Annotated in this window: 20 protein-coding genes and 1 tRNA gene; 2 read left to right on the forward strand and 19 right to left on the reverse strand. The window is 56.5% G+C overall.

Annotated features, from left to right (window positions below):
• From VL003_RS08335 to ppk1, 13 genes are all read right to left on the reverse strand, one after another.
• The coding region (locus VL003_RS08335; RefSeq protein WP_325441494.1) for an ABC transporter substrate-binding protein at nucleotides 1-874 on the reverse strand (874 nt) is incomplete at its 3' end.
• Between the two features lie 368 nt (nucleotides 875-1,242).
• Nucleotides 1,243-1,725, reverse strand: coding sequence for a MarR family winged helix-turn-helix transcriptional regulator (locus VL003_RS08340; protein ID WP_325441445.1), 483 nt, complete (start codon nucleotides 1,723-1,725; stop codon nucleotides 1,243-1,245).
• A 71-nt stretch (nucleotides 1,726-1,796) separates the two neighbouring features.
• The gene (locus tag VL003_RS08345; protein ID WP_325441447.1) at nucleotides 1,797-2,519 is read right to left on the reverse strand and encodes a TetR/AcrR family transcriptional regulator; all 723 of its coding nucleotides are present in this window, start codon (nucleotides 2,517-2,519) and stop codon (nucleotides 1,797-1,799) included.
• A 13-nt stretch (nucleotides 2,520-2,532) separates the two neighbouring features.
• Nucleotides 2,533-3,741, reverse strand: coding sequence for an FAD-dependent monooxygenase (locus tag VL003_RS08350; protein ID WP_325441449.1), 1,209 nt, complete (start codon nucleotides 3,739-3,741; stop codon nucleotides 2,533-2,535).
• A gap of 201 nt (nucleotides 3,742-3,942) precedes the next feature.
• A complete protein-coding gene (locus VL003_RS08355; RefSeq protein WP_325441451.1) occupies nucleotides 3,943-4,713 on the reverse strand; it encodes an ABC transporter permease in 771 nt (256 codons plus the stop codon).
• Complete coding sequence (locus VL003_RS08360; RefSeq protein ID WP_325441453.1) at nucleotides 4,714-5,499, reverse strand: ABC transporter ATP-binding protein; 786 nt, start codon at nucleotides 5,497-5,499, stop codon at nucleotides 4,714-4,716.
• An 82-nt stretch (nucleotides 5,500-5,581) separates the two neighbouring features.
• A complete protein-coding gene (locus VL003_RS08365; protein WP_325441455.1) occupies nucleotides 5,582-6,589 on the reverse strand; it encodes an ABC transporter substrate-binding protein in 1,008 nt (335 codons plus the stop codon).
• Between the two features lie 450 nt (nucleotides 6,590-7,039).
• Nucleotides 7,040-7,116 (reverse strand) — tRNA-Pro (locus tag VL003_RS08370).
• 100 nt (nucleotides 7,117-7,216) lie between these two features.
• Nucleotides 7,217-7,993, reverse strand: coding sequence for a phosphate ABC transporter ATP-binding protein PstB (pstB, locus tag VL003_RS08375; protein WP_325441457.1), 777 nt, complete (start codon nucleotides 7,991-7,993; stop codon nucleotides 7,217-7,219).
• Nucleotides 7,994-8,032: 39 nt separating this feature from the next.
• Complete coding sequence (pstA, locus tag VL003_RS08380) at nucleotides 8,033-8,893, reverse strand: phosphate ABC transporter permease PstA (RefSeq protein ID WP_325441459.1); 861 nt, start codon at nucleotides 8,891-8,893, stop codon at nucleotides 8,033-8,035.
• Between the two features lie 12 nt (nucleotides 8,894-8,905).
• Nucleotides 8,906-9,841, reverse strand: a complete 936-nt coding sequence (gene pstC, locus VL003_RS08385) for a phosphate ABC transporter permease subunit PstC (RefSeq protein ID WP_325441461.1) — start codon at nucleotides 9,839-9,841, stop codon at nucleotides 8,906-8,908.
• A gap of 152 nt (nucleotides 9,842-9,993) precedes the next feature.
• Nucleotides 9,994-11,037 (reverse strand): phosphate ABC transporter substrate-binding protein PstS, encoded by a 1,044-nt coding sequence (gene pstS / locus VL003_RS08390; RefSeq protein WP_325441463.1) that lies wholly within the window; start codon nucleotides 11,035-11,037, stop codon nucleotides 9,994-9,996.
• A 139-nt stretch (nucleotides 11,038-11,176) separates the two neighbouring features.
• Nucleotides 11,177-13,240, reverse strand: a complete 2,064-nt coding sequence (ppk1, locus tag VL003_RS08395; protein WP_325441465.1) for a polyphosphate kinase 1 — start codon at nucleotides 13,238-13,240, stop codon at nucleotides 11,177-11,179.
• 158 nt (nucleotides 13,241-13,398) lie between these two features.
• Between ppk1 and VL003_RS08400 the strand changes: the two genes are divergently transcribed.
• A complete protein-coding gene (locus VL003_RS08400; protein ID WP_325441467.1) occupies nucleotides 13,399-14,883 on the forward strand; it encodes a Ppx/GppA phosphatase family protein in 1,485 nt (494 codons plus the stop codon).
• Between the two features lie 38 nt (nucleotides 14,884-14,921).
• Here the strand turns inward: VL003_RS08400 and VL003_RS08405 are convergent, their stop codons facing one another.
• The 5 genes from VL003_RS08405 to VL003_RS08425 form a co-directional block, all read right to left on the reverse strand.
• On the reverse strand, nucleotides 14,922-15,710 hold the full coding sequence (locus tag VL003_RS08405) for a GNAT family N-acetyltransferase (protein WP_325441468.1): 789 nt from the start codon (nucleotides 15,708-15,710) through the stop codon (nucleotides 14,922-14,924).
• Between the two features lie 65 nt (nucleotides 15,711-15,775).
• On the reverse strand, nucleotides 15,776-17,125 hold the full coding sequence (glmM, locus tag VL003_RS08410) for a phosphoglucosamine mutase (RefSeq protein WP_325441470.1): 1,350 nt from the start codon (nucleotides 17,123-17,125) through the stop codon (nucleotides 15,776-15,778).
• Nucleotides 17,122-17,961 carry a dihydropteroate synthase gene (gene folP, locus VL003_RS08415; protein WP_325441471.1) on the reverse strand — a complete coding sequence of 280 codons (840 nt, stop codon included), beginning with the start codon at nucleotides 17,959-17,961 and terminating at the stop codon, nucleotides 17,122-17,124. The genes glmM and folP overlap by 4 nt, the downstream gene beginning before the upstream one ends.
• An 18-nt stretch (nucleotides 17,962-17,979) precedes the next feature.
• Complete coding sequence (gene ftsH / locus VL003_RS08420; RefSeq protein WP_325441473.1) at nucleotides 17,980-19,881, reverse strand: ATP-dependent zinc metalloprotease FtsH; 1,902 nt, start codon at nucleotides 19,879-19,881, stop codon at nucleotides 17,980-17,982.
• Nucleotides 19,882-19,954: 73 nt separating this feature from the next.
• Complete coding sequence (locus VL003_RS08425) at nucleotides 19,955-20,629, reverse strand: RlmE family RNA methyltransferase (protein ID WP_325441474.1); 675 nt, start codon at nucleotides 20,627-20,629, stop codon at nucleotides 19,955-19,957.
• Between the two features lie 17 nt (nucleotides 20,630-20,646).
• Here VL003_RS08425 and VL003_RS08430 point away from each other — a divergent pair, with 17 nt between their 5' ends.
• Nucleotides 20,647-21,216 (forward strand): YhbY family RNA-binding protein, encoded by a 570-nt coding sequence (locus VL003_RS08430; protein ID WP_325441476.1) that lies wholly within the window; start codon nucleotides 20,647-20,649, stop codon nucleotides 21,214-21,216.
• 160 nt (nucleotides 21,217-21,376) lie between these two features.
• Here the strand turns inward: VL003_RS08430 and greA are convergent, their stop codons facing one another.
• Complete coding sequence (greA, locus tag VL003_RS08435) at nucleotides 21,377-21,853, reverse strand: transcription elongation factor GreA (RefSeq protein WP_325441477.1); 477 nt, start codon at nucleotides 21,851-21,853, stop codon at nucleotides 21,377-21,379.
• Between the last annotated feature and the right edge of the window lie 161 nt (nucleotides 21,854-22,014).

The raw sequence follows: 22,014 nt of genomic DNA on the forward strand, positions 1-22,014 counted from the left end.
CGTTGAACTTGGCCTGGTACGCCTCAAGGAATTTTTTATGCTCGGGCGTATCAATGGCGTACCACGGGTAACCCGTAACCACCCAGCCTTCTGGCGTCTCGCTGCCTAAAGGATCAAGATATTCGGGTTCGCCGGTAAGCAAGCTGACCACGGAAAGGTCCTTGAAGAAATTACGCTGTGTGCCGGCCCGTACCAGCTTGGCCAGATCGGCGGCAAACAATACGTTGAACATGGCGTCGGGCTTGGCGTCGGCCAGGGCCTGAATAACGTTTGCGGCATCGACTTTGCCAAGCGGCGCCGCTTGCTCGGCAACGAACTCGACATCGGGCTGGGCTTCTTTAAGCAACTTCTTGAACGTTGCCACGGCTGATTGGCCGTACTCGTAGTTGGGGTATACCACCGCCCAGCGCTTTTTATTCATTTTTACGGCTTCGGGCACCAGCATGGCCACCTGCATGTAGGTGGATGCACGCAACCGGAAGGTATAACGGTTGCCGTCTTCCCAGACGATTTTATCGGTCAGGGGTTCGCTGGCCAGAAAGAAGACTTTCTTGTGCTTGGCGTAGTCGGTAACGGCCAGACCAATATGGGAAAGGAAGGTACCGGTGAGTACGTCGACCTTGTCGCGCGCCAGCAGGTCTTCAACCGCCCGCACCGCGTCGCCGGTATTGGAGTTGTCGTCGCGAATGACAAGCTCGACCTGCTTGCCGTTGATACCGCCGGCCTTGTTGATCTCTTCAACAGCCAGATCCATACCGTTTTTATACGGCCCCAAGAACGCAGGCTGCGTCTTGTAGCTATTGATTTCGCCGATTTTGAGCGTGTCTTGCGCTGCTGCCGATACCGATAGCGAAACACCAACTACTGCGGCCATCAGTACGGTTAAAACTCGTGAGCCTTTCATGGAAGTTCCTTATTCAATACGCGGCCCCGGCAACAAGCCGGGAGGCGCGCCCAATCGAAGGGGGAAGGTGCATCGATTGAAGTGTACACATGTAATTTTTCGAACAAAAGATTTACTTCATAGGGATAAACCCTTCGTTGAAGCGCCGCAATTTCGACGAACTTACAACAAGACGTTGAGAATCGGGACAAAACTTACCGATAGACAATCTCACTGATCACGGATTGTCGGCCTCCGCAGAACAAGCCGAACCCAATACTAGAGCGTATACACTGCATACAAACATTTTTAGCCCGAGACAGAACCGCCGCTCTGCCAGGTAGAACCAGAGCATGCGCTCAAGCTTCGAGTTCGTCTGCATCAGACGCGCACATCTTGTTAAGCAGATACACCAGTGCCATGCGCTCGGCGGGATTAAAACCCTCGAAAGTTTTTTCGGTGATCTCGAATGCGAACGGCACCATGGTTTCCACCAGATGCAGGCCCGTCTCGGTAAGGCTGACCAGCACCTTACGGCGGTCGAGTTCGTCGTGTCGTACGGCAACGAGCTTGCGCACCTTAAGCCGGTCGATTACGCCACGTATGGTGGCTTGGTCGATGGCGGTTTGCTTGACGATGTGACTCAGCGAGCACGCGCCGCAATCGCGTACCGCACACAACACGACAAATTGAGCGGCAGTAAGCTGGGTGTCGGGAATGGTCTGCTGAAAAAGTGCAGTGTGCCGCTGATACGCGCGACGCAGCAAATGCCCCACCTGCTCGGAAAAATCGTATTTGTCGGCAGCCGGTTCAGTGGACGGGCGACGTGTATTTTTGGTCATGGTCGTGGCCTGAAAGTATTGTCTATCGCGCTTGTCCGTCGCATTGTTATACATTCCATACTGCTTTTCAATCACCCGTCGCGCGGGGCGGCTTCGCCCGAGGTGGGCGGCGCGCTGATGCCTGCCGACACAAAGGCGGCAATCTGCTCGAACACTTCGTCGGTATCGTTGACGTTGCAATGCTCGGGGGCGATCTGCTCAAGTCGATGCGTATCTGAAAACGCATACATGTACGCCCCTATCATCAGCACCATTCGCCAATGCAGATCTTTGGCCGACAACTGGGGGCAGACACGCCCCATCATTTGTACATAGGCACGCGTCGAGGCGTCATAGGCTTCGTTGCGTAGCTTGTAAGAGATCTCGGCCGGTTCGGTGTGCAGCCTGGCCTGCAGACGCAGAAACAGCCGTCCGCCTCGGGTTTCGCGCAGCGCTATGGTGGGTGCTAAAAAAGCTTTGACGACGTCGCGCACGGTGACGTCATTGCGTTGCTTCAGCTCATCAAGCAACTTGACGCGCTGGTCGGCAATGGCCCGCCCCCGCCGAATGAACACAGCCTCGTAGAGACCGTACTTGTTGCCGAAGTAGTAGCTGATGAGCGCCTGGGTGACATCGGCACGTGCCGCCACCGTGCGCAATGTTGCGCCCGAATACCCCACCTCGGCAAAGACTTCTTCGGCGGCATCAAGAATACGCTCAGAGGCGTTGTCACCGCTTGAACTGCCCTCGGGGCGACCGGGGCGGCGCCCCGCTTCTCGCGCACTGATTTCCGAACGCCGTCTGATCTGTGTCATTGCCTGGGAGCCTTCATGTTAGCGATGAAACTGGAGTGAAATCAGTAGCATTGTACGCATACACCCAGTTGGCTTTGATGCCGCCGGCATGCGGGTCTTTTTGCTGCTGTTCCCGGTATTCGGCGTCGCGCTTGGCCTGCTCTTCTTTTGAAGACAAGTGATAGGTCTTGCCACGCTCGCGCGCCTCCAGCTGTACTCGGCTGGTGCGCGGAAGCCGTTCCGCCTCGTACTGCGTCAGCGCTTTCTCCAACTGGTTCGGCAGCGCCGCCAGGGCTTTTGCAAGCACATAAGCGTCTTCGATCGCCATGGCCGCGCCTTGCGATAAAAACGGCAGCATGGGATGAGCCGCGTCGCCCAACAATGTCAGGCGACCGCGATGCCAGGTTTGCATGGGGTCCCGGTCAAACAAGCCCCACCGGTATACCTCGGTGACCCGGTCGAACAACTGCTGTATGTGGCTGTGCCAGCCTTGAAAATCGCCCTGCAGCGCTTCGCGGGTACTAAGCGTGTTCCACGATTCTTCAACCCAGTTTTCGGTTTCGTGCACGGCAACAATGTTGACTGCCTTGCCGCCATTTACGTAGTAAGTAACAACATGGCTTTTAGGACCCAACCAGAATGCCGCCTCGGGTGGCACGAAATCGGGGCGCTGATCAAACGGCACTACCGCCCGGTAGCACATGTGGCCCGTAAATTTTGGGTCGTCGGCGCCGAACAGATCGTGGCGGACCACCGAACGAACACCATCAGCACCCACAATCAAGTCGCACTCGAAACGCGAGCCATCGGCAAAATGCGCAATGGCGTGCTCGTCGGTCTGCTCTACGCCCGTGCATTGCGCGCCGAACGTTACCCGGGTGTCGCCCAGCATATCTGCCAGAAGCTGATGCAGGTCGGCACGATGCACATGATAAAAATTGGCGCCATATAAACGCGGGCAATCAGCCTTAAGCGGGATTCGAAACTTTTCTTCTGCTGTGTCCCAGTCGCGGCCAACCAGGGCTTCAGGCAAGAACCCCACTTTATCCAATGCAGCCTCTGCGCCCAGGGCCTTGATTACCTTCACGGCGTTGGGCGTCATTTGTATGCCGGCCCCCACTTCGCCAAACTCGGCGGCTCGTTCAAACATGTGGGCCTGGATGCCCCGCTGTGCAAGCGCTGCCGCCAACGCCACCCCGCCGATGCCGCCCCCAATAATGCCAACCTTCAGTGCTTTCGCCATAACCGCTCCTTCGTGTTCGCGCGTTGCGACCAACCCGCTTTATTTGAGTATCGAGAAGGAAATTGTATATTAATTAACCGGAAATATAATTAATCAATAAACTACGACGACAGGATGATGCCGGCCTTGCGTGAGCGGACTCTTGGTGGTCTACGGGCATCAAGCGCTGGCACCAACAGCCGGCTTGATGCCCGTAAGGGCTTAACGGTTCTGCCCCCTGAACGCCCATCCGGTGAATCGTTTTTCGACCAGAGCGGTGGCGGCATACAAGACGATGCCCAGAAAGGCCAGCACCAACAGACCGGCGAACACAATTTGCACCTGGAACGCCGCCTGGGCATCCAGCATAAGCTTGCCTATGCCCTTGTTGGCTCCGACCGTTTCCGACACCACCGCGCCCACGAAAGCCAGGGTAATGGCCACCTTCAGCGAGCCGAAGAAGTAAGGCAAAGAGCCCGGAATACTGACCTTGCGCATGATGTCGAGCTTTGAAGCACCCAAGGCCCGCAATACGTCTTCAAGTTCGGGGTTGGTGGTGGCCAAGCCGGTAGCAACGTTGACCACAATAGGAAAGAACGATATAAGGAACGCGGTAAGAATCGCGGGTATCTCGCCCAGCCCAAACCACAAGATAAGAATGGGCACGACTGCCACCTTGGGCACCGAGTTGAAGCCAATGAGCACGGGATAAATAGCGGTATACAGGCTTTTGTTCCACCCTACCGCAATACCCAGCAGCAGCCCGCCTACGGTAGCCATCAAAAAGCCCACCAGGGTGGTCCACAAAGTAACCCATGAATTGTCGATAATGGGCATTCGGTATTGCCACAAGGCCACAAAAATATCAGAGGGCGCGGGCAAAATGGTCATTGGTATGGACAACGCCCTGCACACAACTTCCCACAACACAAATAGCACGACCGTGAAAATAAGCGGGGGAACCACATAAACAAATAAATCGGCGCGACGCATTTAGTGTTTCCCTCCGATCATGGACCGCAACTCGTAGACAATGTCTTGAAATTCTTTTCCGTAAGTGACCTCGATATCGCGCGGCCGGGGCAAATTGACGGAGCATTTCTTCACCACCCGCCCCGGACGGTTCGACATGACATACACCGTATCGGCCAGAAACACCGCCTCGCGCAGGTCGTGGGTAACCAACATGACCGTGACCTTGCGCTCTTGCTGAATGTCGCGCAGCGTGCACCACAGCTCTTCGCGTGTAAAGGCATCCAGTGCACCGAAAGGCTCGTCGAGCATGAGGATTTCGGGCTCGTGTATAAGTGCGCGGCAGATGGAGGCGCGCTGCTGCATGCCACCCGAAAGCTCCCAGGGAAATTTGTCGGTAAAACCGGTAAGGCCAACCGAGTTAAGCAACTGCACCGCTTTTTCCTTGTACTGGGCACGCTGCGACGATATTTTTTTTCGGTAGGGCTGAACGATTTCAAGCGGCAACAGTATGTTGTCGACACAATTGCGCCACGGCAGCAGGTTGCTGGCCTGAAAGGCCATGCCCACCGACTTCAACGGCCCTTTTACAGGCCTGCCTTCGACGGTAAGTGAGCCGGACAACGGAGGATGCAAACCGGAAATCAGTTTCATTAACGAGCTTTTGCCGCAGCCCGATGGGCCGACCACAGCAATGAACTCGCCTTTATCTATGGACAGCGTCACGTCTTCGATGGCGCGAACAGCGGTATCGCCGTCTCCGTAGGCCATGGAAATATTCTCGAGCTCAACCAGCGTCTCGGTCATTCGAACCTCTCTTGTTAATGGACCAGCCGACCGACTGCGATGCTATGCCATGCAGTCGGCCTTACAACCCATTTGTTTCGGGTCAATTGATCTGACGCTCGGCGGCAGGGGGAAGAAAATCGGCGGTGAACACGTCGGAGGCCTTTGGCTTGTTCGTATAGTTGAATGTAAGGCCGATTTGTTCAATGGATTTTTCGAGGCGTTGAGGGTCGACGTTGCCCAGCCCGTTCTTTTTGACGTCGTCGGTGACGAAGTTACGCTCCAGCGACAGTTTCAGGCGTTGAAGCTCGACGTCTCGATTGGCAATGGCGTTGCGCTTCATGAGCGAATCAATGGCGGAGTCAGGGTCTTTGATGGTGTCCTGAATGCCCTTGATGGTTGCGCGCACGAACCCCCTGACCGCTTCGGGGTTGTTCTTCATGAACTCGGGGTTGGCCAAAATGGCGTTGCCGTAAAGGTCGACACCATAGTCGCGCAACAACAGCACCACAATATCTTCTTCTTTGACGCCGTTGGCTTTAAGGTTCATGAAGGACGAAAACCAGAAGCCTGTAATGGCATCGACCCGCCCCTGCGCAAGCATGGGTTCGCGCACCGGAAACCCGATGTTTTCAATGCGCACCTTCGAGGCGTCGATACCGTTGGCGTCGACAAAAATCGGCCATTGTGCGTAGGCGCCGTCGGGTGCAGGCGCGCCCAATACCTTGCCTTCGAGGTCTTTGGGCTTGGTAATGCCCTTGTCTTTAAGGGTTACGATGGAAAACGCCGGCGTGTCGTAAACCATCATTACCGCCTTGACCGGCGGGTTCTGCGGGTTGTCTCGGTACTTGATAAGCGAATTGATGTCGGCAAAGCCCATTTGATAGGTCGCCGTGGCCACGCGGTTAATGGGTTCAACCGAGCTTGCGCCGGGGTCGATGGTAACGTCAAGGCCTTCGGCCTTGTAGTACCCCTTGTCAAGGGCGACAAAATACGGGGCGGCGGGGCCTTCGAAGCGCCAGTCGAGTGCAAAACGTATGGCGGTATCTGCCAAGGCCGAGCTGGAACAGACTGCAAGTAAAACAGAAAGCAAGAAGCGGGGCGTGCGCATGGGCGGTCTCCGGTGTATGGATACGGCCAAACGGCCGAACCATGAGGTTGTTCTTCTTTCTACTAACTTTGTAACAACAGCTGCAAGTGGCTTCCATAGTATTTAAAAGCTTTCGTTAAAGCTTCTAGGGAGTTACCCCAATTTGAATGTGTGCGCCCCAAAGCAAAGCAAGCCGAACCACCGGTAACGGCCTGCCCTCCTTCGTTTCAAGCGCCCCGGACACGCTTGAGTTAAAGGGTACAGACCCCCTGCCTTGCTCCTAGGGTTAAAAGACCATTAACTCTAATAGACCTAATCTCTGTTTTATTTACGCCCCAAATGCAGGCCAAGAAACATCAGGCTGCCGCCTTCATGGACCCTCATTACTCATCTGGAATTTGCCAGGGGTGTTCTATAAACCCACACGCAAAAAAGGCCTTGCGACAAAAACCGCAAGGCCTTTCTAAAATATGGTCGGGGCGACATGATTCGAACATGCGACCCTCTGGTCCCAAACCAGATGCGCTACCAGACTGCGCTACGCCCCGATACGCCTTGGCACGTAACGCCTTGGCTAAGCTTCATCAATATAGGCTAAAAAACGCCAGCCAATATCAAAGAAAAGTATTCTAGCACGAAAGGCAGGCCTTAGCCGAAGCGGCCAGTAATGTAGTCTTCAGTTTCTTTACGCGCCGGCTTCACGAAAATACTGTCAGTTTCGCCATATTCCATGAGCTCGCCCAAATACATGTAGGCAGTGTAGTCAGAGCAACGCGCCGCCTGCTGCATGTTGTGGGTAACGATAACAACCGTGTAGTCGGTTTTAAGCTCGGTGATGAGTTCTTCGATTTTGGCGGTCGAAATTGGGTCAAGTGCCGAGCAAGGCTCGTCCAGCAACAGGATCTCGGGCTTGATGGCCACGCCTCGGGCTATGCACAAACGTTGTTGCTGCCCGCCCGACAGGCTGTTGCCGCTTTGGTTGAGCTTGTCTTTTACTTCGGTCCAGAGCGCAGCCTTGGTCAGCGCCCACTCGACGCGTTCATCCATTTCTCCTTTGCTGAGCTTTTCGAACAGACGCACGCCAAAGGCGATGTTGTCGTAGATGCTCATGGGAAACGGCGTGGGCTTTTGAAACACCATGCCGATCTTGGCGCGAATAAGCGAGATATCTTTTTTGGACGTAAGCAGGTTCTCGCCATTGAGATTAATTTCGCCCTCGGCGCGCTGGCCGGGGTAAAGCTCGTACATGCGGTTGAAGGTGCGCAGCAAGGTAGATTTACCGCAGCCCGATGGCCCAATGAAAGCGGTAACCTTGTTCTCGCGGATAGGCATGCTGACGTCGTGAATGGCCTGATACTTACCGTAAAAGAAGTTCAGGTTCTTGACTTCGAGCTTTACGCGATCGTTGGTCTGATCAGTGTTCATGGTCGGTTCCCCGACGAGCGTCATGCGCTCGTCGCTTGTTTATTTACGAAAAAGAGCGCGGGCGGCAATATTGATGCCAAGCACCAGCAATGTAATCAGGACAGCGCCGGCCCAGGCCAGGTCGTTCCAGTCGGCAAACGGGCTGGCGGCATATTGGTAGATCACTACCGGAAGGTTGGCCATGGGGCCATCCATTTGCCAGGACATGAACTGGTTGTTCAGTGCTGTGAACAGCAAAGGGGCGGTTTCGCCCGAGATGCGGGCAACAGCCAGCAAAATGCCGGTGATGATTCCGGATATGGCCGCTCGGTAGCAAATAAGGCTGATAATGCGCCATTTTGGGCAGCCTAACGCTGCAGCCGCCTCGCGCAGGCTGTCGGGAACCAGCAGCAGCATATTGTCGGTCGAGCGCACCACGACCGGAATAACCAGAATAGCCAACGCAAACGCACCTGCCCAACCCGAATAATGCCCAACTTGCGCCACATATATCGCATAAATGAACAGACCAATAACAATGGAAGGCGCCGACAGCAGCACGTCGTTCAGAAACCGGGTGGCAGGTGCCAGCCAGCCGCGCTGGCCGTATTCAGCCAGATAAGTACCGGCCAAAATGCCAATAGGCGTACCAATAAGGGTGGCAACCGCCGCCATCATGACACTGCCGACAATGGCGTTCATGAGACCGCCGGGCTGCCCCGGGGGTGGGGTGGCCTCGAACAGCAGGCTAAGCGACAATGCCCCGCCCCCTTTGACGACAAGGGTAAGAATAATCCAAAACAACCAGAACAGGCCAAAGAGCAGCGCCGCCAAAGACAGCGTCAACATGATCTTGTTGATACGCTGGCGCGACTTATAAACCCGGTTGCTGGTGGTGACGATAGAGTCGGATGTAAACATGGTTATTGGCACCTAGCGGGCGGACCCTTCGTTTTTGGACAAGCGTTGCAGCAAGACCTTGGAGAAGGCCAACACGACCGTAGTGATCAGGAACAGAATCAGACCCAGTTCGAGCAGGGCCGATTTTTGCATGCCGCCTGCTTCGTTGAACTCGTTGGCCAATGCCGAAGCAATGGAGTTGGACGGCGCAAAAACGGAGTTGGGCAAATTGAACGAGTTGCCGATTACGAAGGTAACCGCCATGGTCTCGCCCAGGGCGCGCCCCAGCCCCAGCATGATCCCGCCTATGACGCCATTTTTGGTGTAAGGCAAAACGACCCTCCAGATGACTTCCCACGTGGTACCGCCCAAACCGTAGGCCGACTCTTTAAGCAGGGGCGGAACCAGCTCGAACACATCGCGCATGACCGAGGCGATGAAAGGGATGATCATGATCGACAGAATCAACCCGGCGGTAAACACACCGATGCCAAACGGAGGACCTGCAAAGACCTGATTCAACACCGGCACACCGGCAAATAGCTCGATAACGCCGGGCTGTATGTACTTCTGGAATATAGGTACGAAAACGAACAGGCCCCACATGCCATAAATAATGGACGGAATCGCGGCCAGCATCTCGATGGCCGTCCCCAGGGGTCGACGCAGCCAGACGGGCGACAGCTCGGTCAGGAACATGGCAATGCCGAACGAAACCGGCACCGCAATAATCAAGGCAATAAACGAGGTCAGCACGGTGCCGACAATGGGCACCAGCGCACCGTACTGCTGCTGGACCGGATCCCACTCATTGGTCCACAAAAACGAAAAGCCATACTCTGAAATAGTTTCGCGACTTCCGTAGATAAGCGAAACCATGATGGCGGCCAGCAAAATGAACACCAGGAAGGCAAACGAACGGGTCATATTCTTGAATATGACGTCCATCAGATTGAAGTTGTTTTTCATGAGAGCTCGTGTGGATGGCTTCTGGCGGCCCAATGGCACCACGTAAGTTTGGTCAAACGTGGTCAAAACGTAATTTTTACATAACAAAGACGATGCCGCATGACACGGCATCGTCTTTACGAAAGTTCGTTAAGAACCTTCCATTCTAGCCATTACTTCCAGACCGCGGAGCCATCGGCAGCTTTGATGTCTTTGGCCCAGACAGCACGGATTTGGTTGGTCACTGCATCAGGCAGGGGCACGTAGTCGAGTTCTGCTGCCATCTTGCCGCCGTTCTTGAAGGCCCAGTCGAAGAAAGACAGGACTTCTTTGCCGTTCTCGGGCTTGTCTTGCTTCTTGTGGATCAGGATGAACGAAGCAGCAGTAACAGGCCAGGATTCGGCGCCGGGTTCGTTGGTAAGCACCACGCCCATGCCGGGGGCACCGGCCCAGTCAGCGTTGGCGGCAGCGGCTGCAAACGCTTCTTGTGTCGGCTGAACAAACTTGCCGTCTTGGTTTTGCAGTTGTGTCCACGACAGGTTGTTTTGCTTGGCGTAGGCGTACTCAACGTAACCAATCGAGTTCTTCAGCTGACGAACGTAAGCGGCGACGCCTTCGTTGCCTTTACCGCCTTGGCCGGTGGGCCACTTAACGGCTTTACCTTCGCCGACGTTGTTTTTCCAGTCGGGCGAAACTTTGGACAGGTAGTTGGTCCAGCCAAAGGTGGTGCCCGAACCGTCGGAACGGTGAACCACAATAATGTCTGCGTTAGGCAGATTCAGGCCGGGGTTAAGAGCCTTGATGGCTGCGTCGTCCCACTTTTTGACCTTGGCCAGGTAAATGTCGGCGACAAGGGCGCCCGACAGCTTAAGCTCGCCGGGTTTGATGCCGTCGATATTGACGACGGGAACGGTACCACCCACGATGGCGGGGAACTGAAGCAGGTTCTCTTTTTCGAGCGTTTCCGCTTTCATTGGATCGTCCGACGCGCCGAAGTCAACCGTTTTAGCAATGATCTGCTGCTGACCACCGCCCGAGCCGATCGACTGGTAGTTGACGCGATTGCCGGTTTCTTCGTGGTATTTGGCGGCCCACTTGGCATAAATGGGGTAGGGGAACGAAGCGCCTGCGCCAGTGATGTCGACCGCATGGGCGGCCATGGAAGCGGCGCCAAAGGCGATACCGACCGCGGCTTGTATTATTACGCGTTTGAACATCGAACAATCCTCTTGCTGATTAGGTCAGATAAAACAGGTAGATACCTGCACAGAACTGAATGTTAGAGTTCGAATATGACAGGTTAATGACAATTGCAAATTGTATTCGGAATGTGCGCGTTACAAGCGGCCACCAGGCTTATTCCATCAGCTCTTTCTGTATGTTGAAGGGTTTGCCCCTGGCCCGAACCTTTACATAATCACCACTGGGCAGCGCGCGCCAGGCCAATTGATTATCTCGCAAAGCAAATAAAAAGGCCTCTTTTATTACACGTTTTTTCAATGCGGGATCGTTAACCGGAACCCCCAGCTCGACCCGGCGGAAAAAATTGCGATCCATCCAGTCTGCCGAGGACAAATACGTTTTTTCTTCGCCGTTGGCGTAAAAATAAAAAACCCGCGAATGCTCGAGAAAGCGGCCTACAACGGACCGCACCCGTATATTCGAGGACAAGCCCGGCACCCCTGCTCGCAAGGCGCACGCGCCTCGCACGACAAGGTCGACCCGCACCCCCGCCTGGCTGGCCTTGTAGAGCTCTTCGATGACGATGGGCTCGAGCAATGAGTTCATTTTGGCCATGATGCGGGCTTTTTTGCCGGCCGCCGCAGCCTCGGCTTCGGCCCGAATAAGCGCTACCATGGTGTCATGCAAGGTAAACGGGGCTTGCAGCAAGGCCTTGAGCCTGGGCTTTTCGCCCAGCCCGGTCAGTAAAGAAAACACCTTGTCCATGTCGGCGCAAATGGCTGGATCAGCCGTAAGCAAGCCGAAATCGGTATATTGCCTTGCAGTGCTTGAATGATAGTTGCCGGTGCCCAAATGACCGTATCGGCGAATTCGTCCGCGTTCGCGGCGTAGCACCAGCGCCATTTTTGCGTGGGTCTTGTGCCCCACTACGCCATAACTGACGTGCGCCCCCACTTCTTCTAGCTTGGCCGCCCAACCGATATTGGTTTGTTCATCGAAACGGGCCATGAGCTCGACAATGACGGTAACCTCTTTACCCGCCTGGGCGGCGGCCAGCAGCAAACTCATTAGCTCGGAGTCTTCGCCCGTACGATAAATGGTTTGTTTAATGGCCACGACCGCTGGGTCGCGCGCCGCAGCAGACAAAAAGGCCAGCACGGGCTCGAACGATTGATATGGGTGGTGCAGCAAGTGATCGCATTCGGCAATTGCGCCGAAAAAAGCTTCGGGTTCGTCGCCGGCCATGTCGAACGGCGCAGGCACACGCGGCCGATACTCGGCGAACAGCAAGTCGGGGCGGTCGATGTTGCACAGTTTCGACAGCCTTGAAAGGTTGACCGGGCCGTCGACCCTGTAGGTGTCATGAGGCTGAAGCGAAAATTCTTTTTGCAAATAACGCTCAAGGTGCTCCGGCATTTCGTGGTCGATCTCAAGCCGAACCGCCGCACCGAAATTACGCTGTGAAAGCTCGCCCTGCAACGCCAGCCGCAGATTGGTGATTTCTTCTTCGTCGACGAACAGGTCGCTGTTGCGCGTGACCCTCCATTGATAGCAGCCTTTAAGCTCGAGCCCGGGAAACAGTTCGCCGACGAACTCGCTGATCAGCGAGCTGAGCATGATGTAGCCGTGGTCGACCCCCGATATGTCGGAAGGCACCGGCATGACGCGCGGCAACGCCCGCGGGGCCTGCACAATGGCGATGGACGCCCGACGGCCGAACGCGTCGATGCCCGACAGCGCAACAATGAAATTAAGGCTTTTGTTGTACACGCGCGGAAACGGGTGGGCCGGGTCGAGCCCGATGGGTGTCAGCATGGGCATGACGTCGCGCAGGAAGGTAACCCGCGCCCAGGCGCGCTGGGTTTCGTCCCAGTCTTCAGGGTCAAGGATGACAATGCCCTCGAGTGCCATCAGCGGCAGAACCTCTTCGTTCAACAGGTAGTGCTGCCGCTCGATCAGGGCGTGCATGGCCTCTTGCACCCGCTCAAAGGCTTCGGCAGGCGTGTAGCCGTCTTCGCCTGGCAAATAGGCATTTTGGGCAAGCTGTTCTTTCAGGCTGGAGACGCGAATTTCGAAGAATTCGTCGAGGTTGGAACTGACGATACATAGATAGCGCAAGCGCTCGAGCAAAGGGGTGTCGGAATACTCGGCCATGGCCAGCACCCTTTCGTTGAACTTCAGCAAGGACAGTTCGCGATTAAGCAATTTGGGCGTGACAAGGGAATAGTCGGACGACATGTACGGGTTCCTGATTCTGTTACTGGTTCTGCTGCGGTTTTTGCTCTATATCATGACAGCCCGCCAGTTCGTCCGCAAGCAGTCCAAATTGGCCCCATTCCGGCTTGACCGCAGGATTCCTCTTTATAATCAGAGGAACCGGGTTTACACAGAGCATCATGGATTATCTACTTGCGGCCGTCGATCTCGGCTCGAACAGCTTCAGGCTTTCTATCGGACGCGTCGAGCAAAACAACGGCAAAGCACAGATCTACGCCGTCGACAGGCTCAAAGAGTCGGTGCAGCTGGCCGCCGGCCTAGACGCTCATCAAAATCTCAGCGCCTCGGCGGTTAACCGGGCGCTGGCCGTACTTCAACGCTACGGCGAACGCCTCGAAGGCTTTCATCCCAACCGGGTACGCGCCGTGGCCACCAACACCTTTCGAGTTGCACGAAACGTGGCCGACATTCTGCCTAGGGCCGAGGCTGCGCTGGGTTTTCCTATCGAGGTCATTTCGGGCACCGAAGAGGCGCGCTTGATTTATTCGGGCGTGGCAAACGAGTTGGCACCCTCTACCGACAGACGCCTGGTCATCGACATTGGGGGGGGGTCAACCGAAGCCATTCTGGGCCGGGGGCACGAACCGCTGCATCTGGCCTCGCTAAGCATGGGCTGTGTCAGCTTCAGTCGCAAGTATTTTCCTGACGGACGCATTACCGCGCAGCGAATGGAACAGGCAATGCTGGCGGCCCGAGGAGAACTACAGGGAATCGCCCGCCGCTACCGGAAAGCCGGCTGGAAGCAAGCCTATGGCTCTTCGGGCACAGCCAAGGGGCTGCTGGCCATTCTGGCCGAAACAGGCATGTCGCAAAAAGGCATAACCCTTGACGGCATGGACAAGCTTCGGGCCAAACTCATCAAGGACGGCAAGGTGATCATGCAAAATTTGCCCGGCATCAAGGCCACACGCGCGCCGGTGCTGCCGGGCGGGCTGGCCATCATGATGGCCGCCTTCCAGGAACTGAAGATCGAATACATGCTGCCTGGCGAAGGTGCATTGCGGGTGGGTGTGCTATACGACCTGCTGGGTCGCGACTCTGACCACGACAAGCGTGACGAAACCGCCACGCTTTACCAGAAGCGCTACCTTATCGATGTCAAACAGGCTGAACGCGTGCGCGATATTGCCCTGCGTCTTTTCGACCAGCTGGGCAACACAGGCGACGAGACAGACGAAACGAGACAGGCTTTGGGCTGGGCTGCCAGCCTGCACGAAGTAGGGCTGTCTATCACCCAGGCAAACTTCAACCGGCATAGTGCTTATATTTTGCAGCATGCCGACATGCCCGGTTTCTCGAATGACGACCAGACGCTGCTTGCCTGGTTGGTTCTTGGCCAGCAAGGCAAGCTCAAGAAAAACGGTTACCCGGCTACGTCAGAGCAATGGCAAGCGCTGCTTTGCCTGAGGCTGGCCACCCTGCTTTGTCGTCGTCGCGAAGACCTTGACTCGTTACCGCTGTCGGTTGAGATCAAGGACAACGCAATAAAAGCCAAAGTGGCCCAATCGTGGCTGGCTACGCATGCCTTGTCGGCCTACTCGCTTCAGCGCGAGGCGTATGAATGGAACAAGACTGATTTCAGCTTCAGGCTGATCGAACAATAAACGAGGGTCCGCGGTGCGCCGGCCCCCGTTTATTGTTGTTATTCGAGCCCGAAGTGTTTGCGATACCTGGGCTCGACCCGCGCCAGATCAAGCAGCACCGGAAAATCGGCAGTATTGAAGTCGGGATCCCAGGCGGGTTCGCCGCAGATGGTGGCGCCCAGTTTCAGATAGCCTTTGATCAGCGGAGGCACACGCGCGGGAAGCTCGCTGTCAAGGCGCTCGACCGGATAGCGATGGCGGGGCACGACCCTGGGCGTTGCCTGCCCTGCGGGGGTGGCCATACTTTTTTGGGCACTGCGCCATACTTCGGCGGCCGTAACACCATCGTCGCGCAGGCTGACGCTGGCGCAACCCAGGACATACTGGAAACCGCCCTGCTGCATCAGGGCGGCAATGCCCGACCACAGCAACATGATGACCGAACCCTGGCGATAGTCGGCATGAATGCACGAGCGCCCTACTTCGGCCAGCGACGAACGGATGCCGTCGAGCGAAGAAATGTCGAACTCGGATTCGGAATAATAACCGCCCGCCTTGATGGCATTGGCGGGGGTCAGCAGCCGATAAGTGCCCACCACACGCCCCGAACCAGCCTCGGTGACCATGAAGTGCTCACACCATGGGTCGAAGCGATCGGAGTCGAGTCCGTCGACTGCATCGGGAAACACGGCGTTCATTTCTTTGGTGAACACGTCGTAACGCAGACGCTGAATAGCCTCGAGTTCTTCATTGGTACGGGCCAGACCAAGTACCAAACCCCCAGAGGTTTGTTCAGACCAGGTGACGCCGACTTCAGGTTCGCCGTTGACTCGCGCAAGCTCTAACATAGATTTCGCTCCACAAACATTCTGCCATTATGGCCGCATAATGTTTCAAGTATTTGATGCCTACGTTACCGCTTTGTTAAGTCGACTGCAACCAATTCGCTTACCCCTTGCTTGGCAAGCTGCTCATTCTCGGCCTCGACCATAAGTCGCAGCTTGGGCTCGGTGCCCGAAGCGCGAATCAATACACGCCCGCGCCCGTTAAGCTCGCGTTCGACGCGCTGGCGTGCCTGTTGCAAACCAGCGTGGGTTTCCCATGGTGTGCCCGGCTGCAGGGGCACATTGACCATTTCTTGCGGGTACATTTTTAGGTCGCCTACGGCAGAGGCCAGGCCTTGGCCGCTGCGGCGCATGGCAGTCAGCACCTGAAGGGCGGCAATAATGCCATCGCCCGTCGTGTGGCAATCAAGGCACAACAAGTGCCCCGAATTTTCGCCGCCGTACAGCCAACCCTTTTGCAACATGCTTTCCAATACATAGCGGTCGCCGACCTTGGCCCGGTCAAAGCCGATGCCCATGGCCTTCATGCGTTTCTCGAAACCGAAGTTGGTCATGAGGGTTCCGACGACGCCCGCTACCTCGCCCTGCGTAAGCCGGTCGCGAACAATGGCATACAAAAGCTCGTCACCGTTGTACAGACGCCCGTTCTCATCGACCATTTGCAGCCGGTCGGCGTCACCGTCAAGTGCGATGCCCACATGAGCACCTCGCGCCTTGACCTCGGCCACCAAAGCTTCGGGGTGCAACGCGCCTACCCCTTCGTTGATATTGAACCCATCGGGCTGGCAACCTATGGCGAATACTTCGGCGCCCAACTCGCGAAAAACGTGTGGCGCAATTTGGTAGGCGGCACCATGGGCCGCATCGACCACGATCTTCATACCGGAAAGATCAAGCTCGTTGGGGAATGTGCTTTTGCAAAACTCAATGTAGCGACCGGAGGCATCGTCGATGCGTCGTGCACGGCCCAGCGCCTCGGAGCTTGCGCAGCCCAGCGGCTGATCAATAACGGCCTCGATCTGTTCCTCGACCTCGTCGGGCAGCTTCATGCCCTGCGCCGAGAAAAACTTGATGCCGTTGTCTTGATAAGGATTGTGCGAGGCGCTAATGACGACCCCGGCGGTAAGGCGCAGGGCCCGCGTAAGATAGGCCACTGCCGGCGTGGGCACGGGGCCGGCAAGCAAGACATCTACCCCGGCGGCCGACAGGCCGGCCTCTAGGGCTGATTCAAGCATATAACCCGAAATACGGGTGTCTTTGCCGATGACCACTGCCGGGCGCCCGCGAACGGGGTTGGGCTGGCCGGCCAGCACGCGGCCCGCTGCATATCCCAGGCGCAAGGCAAACTCTGCATTGATGGTAGGCCCGCCCACTTCTCCGCGCACCCCGTCGGTGCCGAAATACTTACGTTGACTCATGCGCTAACTCCATTTTCTACGGCGCTCCATACCTTAATGGCATCTACTGTTTGTGCCACATCGTGCACACGCACCATGGCGGCACCGCGGGCTATACCCGCCAGGGCACCAGCAATACTGCCGCCCACACGCTGATCGGGCTCGCGGCCGACCACGTGACCAATCATTGACTTGCGTGACAAGGCAACCAGCAAGGGGTAGTCTTCAAAAAAAACTTCGCGAAGGCGATTCAGCAGCTCGTAATTGTGGCGGGCTGTTTTTCCGAAGCCAAAGCCCGGATCCAGCAAGACGCGCTGGGGGTGCACGCCACGCATGCACAAGGCCTGGACTCGTTCACGCAAGAACCCGCGCACCTCGGTGACCACGTCGTCGTACTCTGGGGCTTGTTGCATGGTGCGCGGCTCGCCTTGCATGTGCATGACGCACAGCCCGCAAGATGACTGGGCCACGGCATCAAGCGCGCCCGGCCGGCGAAAGCCGTAGATGTCGTTGATCATGTCGGCGCCGGCATCGAGCACGCCGCGCATGACCTCTGGCTTGAAGGTGTCAACCGAAATCGCCGCACCGCAGTCTCGCAAGCCTTCAATAACAGGCAGCAGCCGGCCGAGTTCTTCTTGCAGGTCTACCGGCGTTGCGCCCGGTCGCGTGGATTCGGCGCCGATATCGATCAGGTCGGCTCCCTCGCTGACCAGCTTGCGCCCGTGGGCAATGGCGGCGTCGGTTTCAAGGTGCCGGGAGCCGTCGGAGAACGAGTCGGGGGTAACGTTGAGTATCCCCATAACCAAGGGGCGCTCGAGAGAAAACTCGAAGCGCCCACAGAGCAGTGTTACGCCCATGAAAGTATGACGAAAGCCTTAGACCGGGGTCGTTGCAGCGCTGCTGCTGTCACCCACCGATGACACCCCTGCCGAAGGCGTATTGCCATCGGGCTTCTCGGGTGCGTCGAAATCTTTGGGCGGCCGGGGTGGACGGCCTTCCATGATGTCTTCGATCTGGTCGGCGTCGATGGTTTCCCACTCGAGCAAGGCGGCGGCCATGGCTTCCATCTTTTCGCGGTTGCCTTCGATGATGTTGCGCGCCACCGAGTATTGCTCGTCGATGATCTTGCGGATCTCTTGGTCGACCTTTTGCATGGTCGATTCAGAAACGTGGGTGGTTTTGGTAACGCTGCGCCCCAAAAAGACCTCGCCTTCGTTTTCGGCATATACCACCGGCCCCAAAGAGTCGGTCATACCGTAGCGCGTGACGATGTCGCGAGCAATGGCCGTGGCACGCTCGAAGTCGTTCGATGCACCAGTGGTCATCTGGTTCATGAAGACCTCTTCGGCGATACGTCCGCCGAACAGCACTGCGATCATGTTGAGCAGCCGTTCTTTGTCCATGCTGTAGCGGTCGCCCTCGGGCAACTGCATGGTTACGCCCAACGCCCGACCACGCGGAATAATGGTGACCTTGTGCACAGGGTCGGTTTTAGGCAGGCTGCGAGCCACCAAGGCGTGACCAGACTCGTGGTAGGCCGTGTTGCGACGTTCTTCTTCGGGCATGACCAGCGTACGACGCTCGGCACCCATAATGATCTTGTCTTTGGCTTTTTCAAAGTCGCTCATGTCGACCGTGCGTCCGTTACGACGCGCGGCAAACAACGCGGCCTCATTGACCAGGTTGGCCAGATCGGCACCCGAAAAGCCGGGCGTGCCGCGAGCCAGAATAAGCGGGTCGACGTTAGGAGCCAAAGGCACTTTGCGCATGTGCACTTTAAGGATCTGCTCTCGACCGCGGATGTCGGGCAGCGAAACCACCACCTGACGATCGAAGCGGCCGGGACGCAACAGCGCCGGGTCGAGGACGTCGGGACGGTTGGTGGCTGCAATAACGAGCACTCCCTGGCCGGTTTCAAAACCGTCCATCTCGACCAGCAACTGGTTGAGGGTTTGTTCGCGTTCGTCGTTGCCGCCGCCCAGACCGGCGCCGCGCTGACGGCCGACGGCGTCGATTTCGTCGATGAAGATGATGCAAGGGGCCTGCTTCTTGGCGTTCTCGAACATGTCGCGCACGCGCGCTGCACCCACACCCACGAACATCTCGACAAAGTCGGAGCCTGAAATACTGAAGAAGGGCACCTTGGCTTCGCCCGCGATGGCTTTGGCCAGCAAGGTTTTACCCGTTCCCGGAGGGCCGACAAGCAGCACACCGCGCGGGATACGACCGCCCAGCCGCTGGAACTTGGTGGGATCGCGCAGGAATTCGACCAGCTCGGTGACGTCTTCTTTGGCTTCGTCGCAACCGGCAACGTCAGAAAAAGTAACGTTGTTGGTGTTTTCGTCCATCATGCGGGCGCGCGACTTGCCGAAACTGAACGCCCCGCCCTTGCCCCCGCCCTGCATCTGGCGCATGAAGAAGATCCAGACGCCGATCAGCAGCAGCATCGGGAACCACGAAATGAACAGGCTGGTCAGGAAGGAAGGTTCTTCGCGGGCCTTGCCGGAAACCTCGACGCCCGCCTTGACCAGCTCGGGAACCATCCAGAGATCACCGGGCGAAGTAAGGCTATAGGGTCGGCCGGAGTCGGGCGTAACATAAAGCGTGTCGCCCTGAATGTCGACCTTGGTAATTTTGCCCGCCTGAGCGTCAGACATGAATTGCGTGTAAGTTACCGTTTCGGTGGATGCGACGCGACCGTCAAACTGCTTGAAAACAGTAAAAAGGACCAGTGCGATCACCATCCATATGGCAACCTTGGAAAACGAGTTGTTCAAAGCCAACCTCCTACGTATTACTGCATCTACCGCACCGCCCCGCGTGATTGGCAGTGATCAGATACTGAATGGTTCATTCTAACCCGACAGAACGAACATCGTTTCGATTTTCCCGGTGCTTGAGCCCCTGGGCAACTAAAAATGTTTCAGACGATTTTCCGCGTGAGGCCTTGGGTTTACGTTCGACCACCCGGCGAAAATGCTGTTTGAAAAGTTCGACGATTTGCGAAAACCCACTGCCATGAAACGCCTTGACAATAAGCGTGCCCTCGGGCTGCAGGTGCTGCAAGGAAAAATCAAGTGCCAATTCGCAGACATGCTGTATGCGTGCAGAGTCGGCCGAAGCTACACCGGATAAGTTGGGGGCCATGTCGGAAATCACAAGATCAACCTGTGATTCGCCAACAATTTGTTTCAACTGTTTTAGCACAGTATCTTCGCGGAAATCGCCCTGAATGAACTCCACACCCGCGATCGCCTCCATGGGAAGCATGTCGACGGCGATAATGCGACCTTGCACGGCTCCGCCGGGCCCCGCCAGACGCTCTCGTGCAACCTGCGACCAACTGCCTGGGGCCGATCCCAGATCAACCACCAGATCACCCTTTTTAAGCAACTTTTCGGTGTCAAGGATCTCGAGCAGCTTGAACGCCGCGCGGGCCCGATACCCCTTTTGTTGCGCCATCTTCACATATGGGTCATTGATATGCTGGTGAACCCAGTTTTTTGAGAATTTTTTCTTGGCCATTCCCGTACAATCTCACTATGCCCAAACTAGACATTACATCCCAAGAGCGCAGCGCGCTCCGCGCCGCCGCCCACCCGCTGCACCCGGTTGTCCTTATCGGCGATAAGGGCCTGACACAGGCCGTACTTAAAGAAATCGATCAAAACCTAAACGCACACGAACTGATTAAAGTCAGGGTCAGTGGCCAAGAGCGCGCCGACCGAGAATCCACGCTCGAAACCATCTGCGAAACGCTTTCTTGTGCGCCTGTGCATCATTTGGGCAAAACACTGATCCTGTACCGGCCCGACGCCGAAAAAGCGCTGGCCGAAGAACAGGCACGTAATGCCACCCGGGCGTTGCGCAAGCCGTCTGAGGCATATATTTCTAAAAAACAGGCCGCCTCGGGCACAACCGCTGCTCGTAAAACCAAAAGCACAAAAGGCGCCGGCAAGCCGGTGCGCGAAGCCGCCCCTGCAAAACGCCCTGCCCGCAGCGCGCAATCACAAGCGCCGGCCCATGGAATACCGCGTCGTTCGGGCAGTGCCCTAACCCTGCGTGCCGGTGCGCGTCGCAACGCAGGCGGCACCGGTTCGCGCAAACGTTAACGTCCAGCGTTAACAAGCCAAAACAATAAAGCCCAACACGCTGATGTGTGGGCTTTTTTTGGCCTTGGCATGGCGTAAGCTGCGTACTTGCAATCAACCGACCATTTTACACGCCCGCGGAAAACTCGCGCGAACGCCTTTGCGGGGGCAAGGTGCAGCGTCAGACGTAGCTGATTCCGACTACTTCGTATTCACGAATGCCCGCCGGTGCGCGCACCTCGACGACGTCGCCTTCAGACTTGCCGATAAGGGCACGGGCAACGGGACTTGAAATGGAGATACGATTAGAGCGGATGTCGGCTTCGGCATCGCCTACGATTTGATAAGTCAGGCGCTCGCCGGATTCGAGATCTTCGATTTGAACCGTGGCGCCGAACACTGCTGTGCCTTCGACGTCGAGCGTGGTGGGGTCAATGACCTGAGCGTTCGACAAAGTGCTTTCGAGCTCTTGTATACGGCCCTCGACAAACGCTTGACGTTCGCGCGCGGCTTCGTATTCGGCGTTTTCAGAAAGGTCGCCCTGTGCACGAGCCTCGGCGATGGCATTGATGACCTCGGGGCGCTCGACGGTTTTCAAGCGATGCAATTCTTTTTGCAAGCGTTCGGCGCCGCTTGCTGTCAATGGTATGGCAGCCATGGTGATCCTGAAATTAAAGTAAAAGACGCTCCGCGATGGGGGAGCGCCTTGAAATGAACGTACCGGCGATGAGTATCGACGGAAAGACCCGTACGACTAACGAGAATGTTGGCTTTTTAAGCTGATTATTACCTGAAAACAACTAGTTAGTATTAGCTTAA

The organism is Pusillimonas sp. (genome assembly GCF_035515275.1).
GTDB lineage: Bacteria > Pseudomonadota > Gammaproteobacteria > Burkholderiales > Burkholderiaceae_B > Pusillimonas.

Excerpts from the sequence above, each read along its gene's own strand:
- VL003_RS08340 (WP_325441445.1), bottom strand. The coding sequence starts at position 1,725 with ATGACCAAAAATACACGTCGCCCGTCCACTGAACCGGCTGCCGACAAA.
- VL003_RS08345 (WP_325441447.1), bottom strand. The coding sequence starts at position 2,519 with ATGACACAGATCAGACGGCGTTCGGAAATCAGTGCGCGAGAAGCGGGG.
- VL003_RS08350 (WP_325441449.1), bottom strand. The coding sequence starts at position 3,741 with ATGGCGAAAGCACTGAAGGTTGGCATTATTGGGGGCGGCATCGGCGGG.
- VL003_RS08355 (WP_325441451.1), bottom strand. The coding sequence starts at position 4,713 with ATGCGTCGCGCCGATTTATTTGTTTATGTGGTTCCCCCGCTTATTTTC.
- VL003_RS08360 (WP_325441453.1), bottom strand. The coding sequence starts at position 5,499 with ATGACCGAGACGCTGGTTGAGCTCGAGAATATTTCCATGGCCTACGGA.
- VL003_RS08365 (WP_325441455.1), bottom strand. The coding sequence starts at position 6,589 with ATGCGCACGCCCCGCTTCTTGCTTTCTGTTTTACTTGCAGTCTGTTCC.
- pstB (WP_325441457.1), bottom strand. The coding sequence starts at position 7,993 with ATGAACACTGATCAGACCAACGATCGCGTAAAGCTCGAAGTCAAGAAC.
- pstA (WP_325441459.1), bottom strand. The coding sequence starts at position 8,893 with ATGTTTACATCCGACTCTATCGTCACCACCAGCAACCGGGTTTATAAG.
- pstC (WP_325441461.1), bottom strand. The coding sequence starts at position 9,841 with ATGAAAAACAACTTCAATCTGATGGACGTCATATTCAAGAATATGACC.
- pstS (WP_325441463.1), bottom strand. The coding sequence starts at position 11,037 with ATGTTCAAACGCGTAATAATACAAGCCGCGGTCGGTATCGCCTTTGGC.
- ppk1 (WP_325441465.1), bottom strand. The coding sequence starts at position 13,240 with ATGTCGTCCGACTATTCCCTTGTCACGCCCAAATTGCTTAATCGCGAA.
- VL003_RS08400 (WP_325441467.1), top strand. The coding sequence starts at position 13,399 with ATGGATTATCTACTTGCGGCCGTCGATCTCGGCTCGAACAGCTTCAGG.
- VL003_RS08405 (WP_325441468.1), bottom strand. The coding sequence starts at position 15,710 with ATGTTAGAGCTTGCGCGAGTCAACGGCGAACCTGAAGTCGGCGTCACC.
- glmM (WP_325441470.1), bottom strand. The coding sequence starts at position 17,125 with ATGAGTCAACGTAAGTATTTCGGCACCGACGGGGTGCGCGGAGAAGTG.
- folP (WP_325441471.1), bottom strand. The coding sequence starts at position 17,961 with ATGGGCGTAACACTGCTCTGTGGGCGCTTCGAGTTTTCTCTCGAGCGC.
- VL003_RS08425 (WP_325441474.1), bottom strand. The coding sequence starts at position 20,629 with ATGGCCAAGAAAAAATTCTCAAAAAACTGGGTTCACCAGCATATCAAT.
- VL003_RS08430 (WP_325441476.1), top strand. The coding sequence starts at position 20,647 with ATGCCCAAACTAGACATTACATCCCAAGAGCGCAGCGCGCTCCGCGCC.
- greA (WP_325441477.1), bottom strand. The coding sequence starts at position 21,853 with ATGGCTGCCATACCATTGACAGCAAGCGGCGCCGAACGCTTGCAAAAA.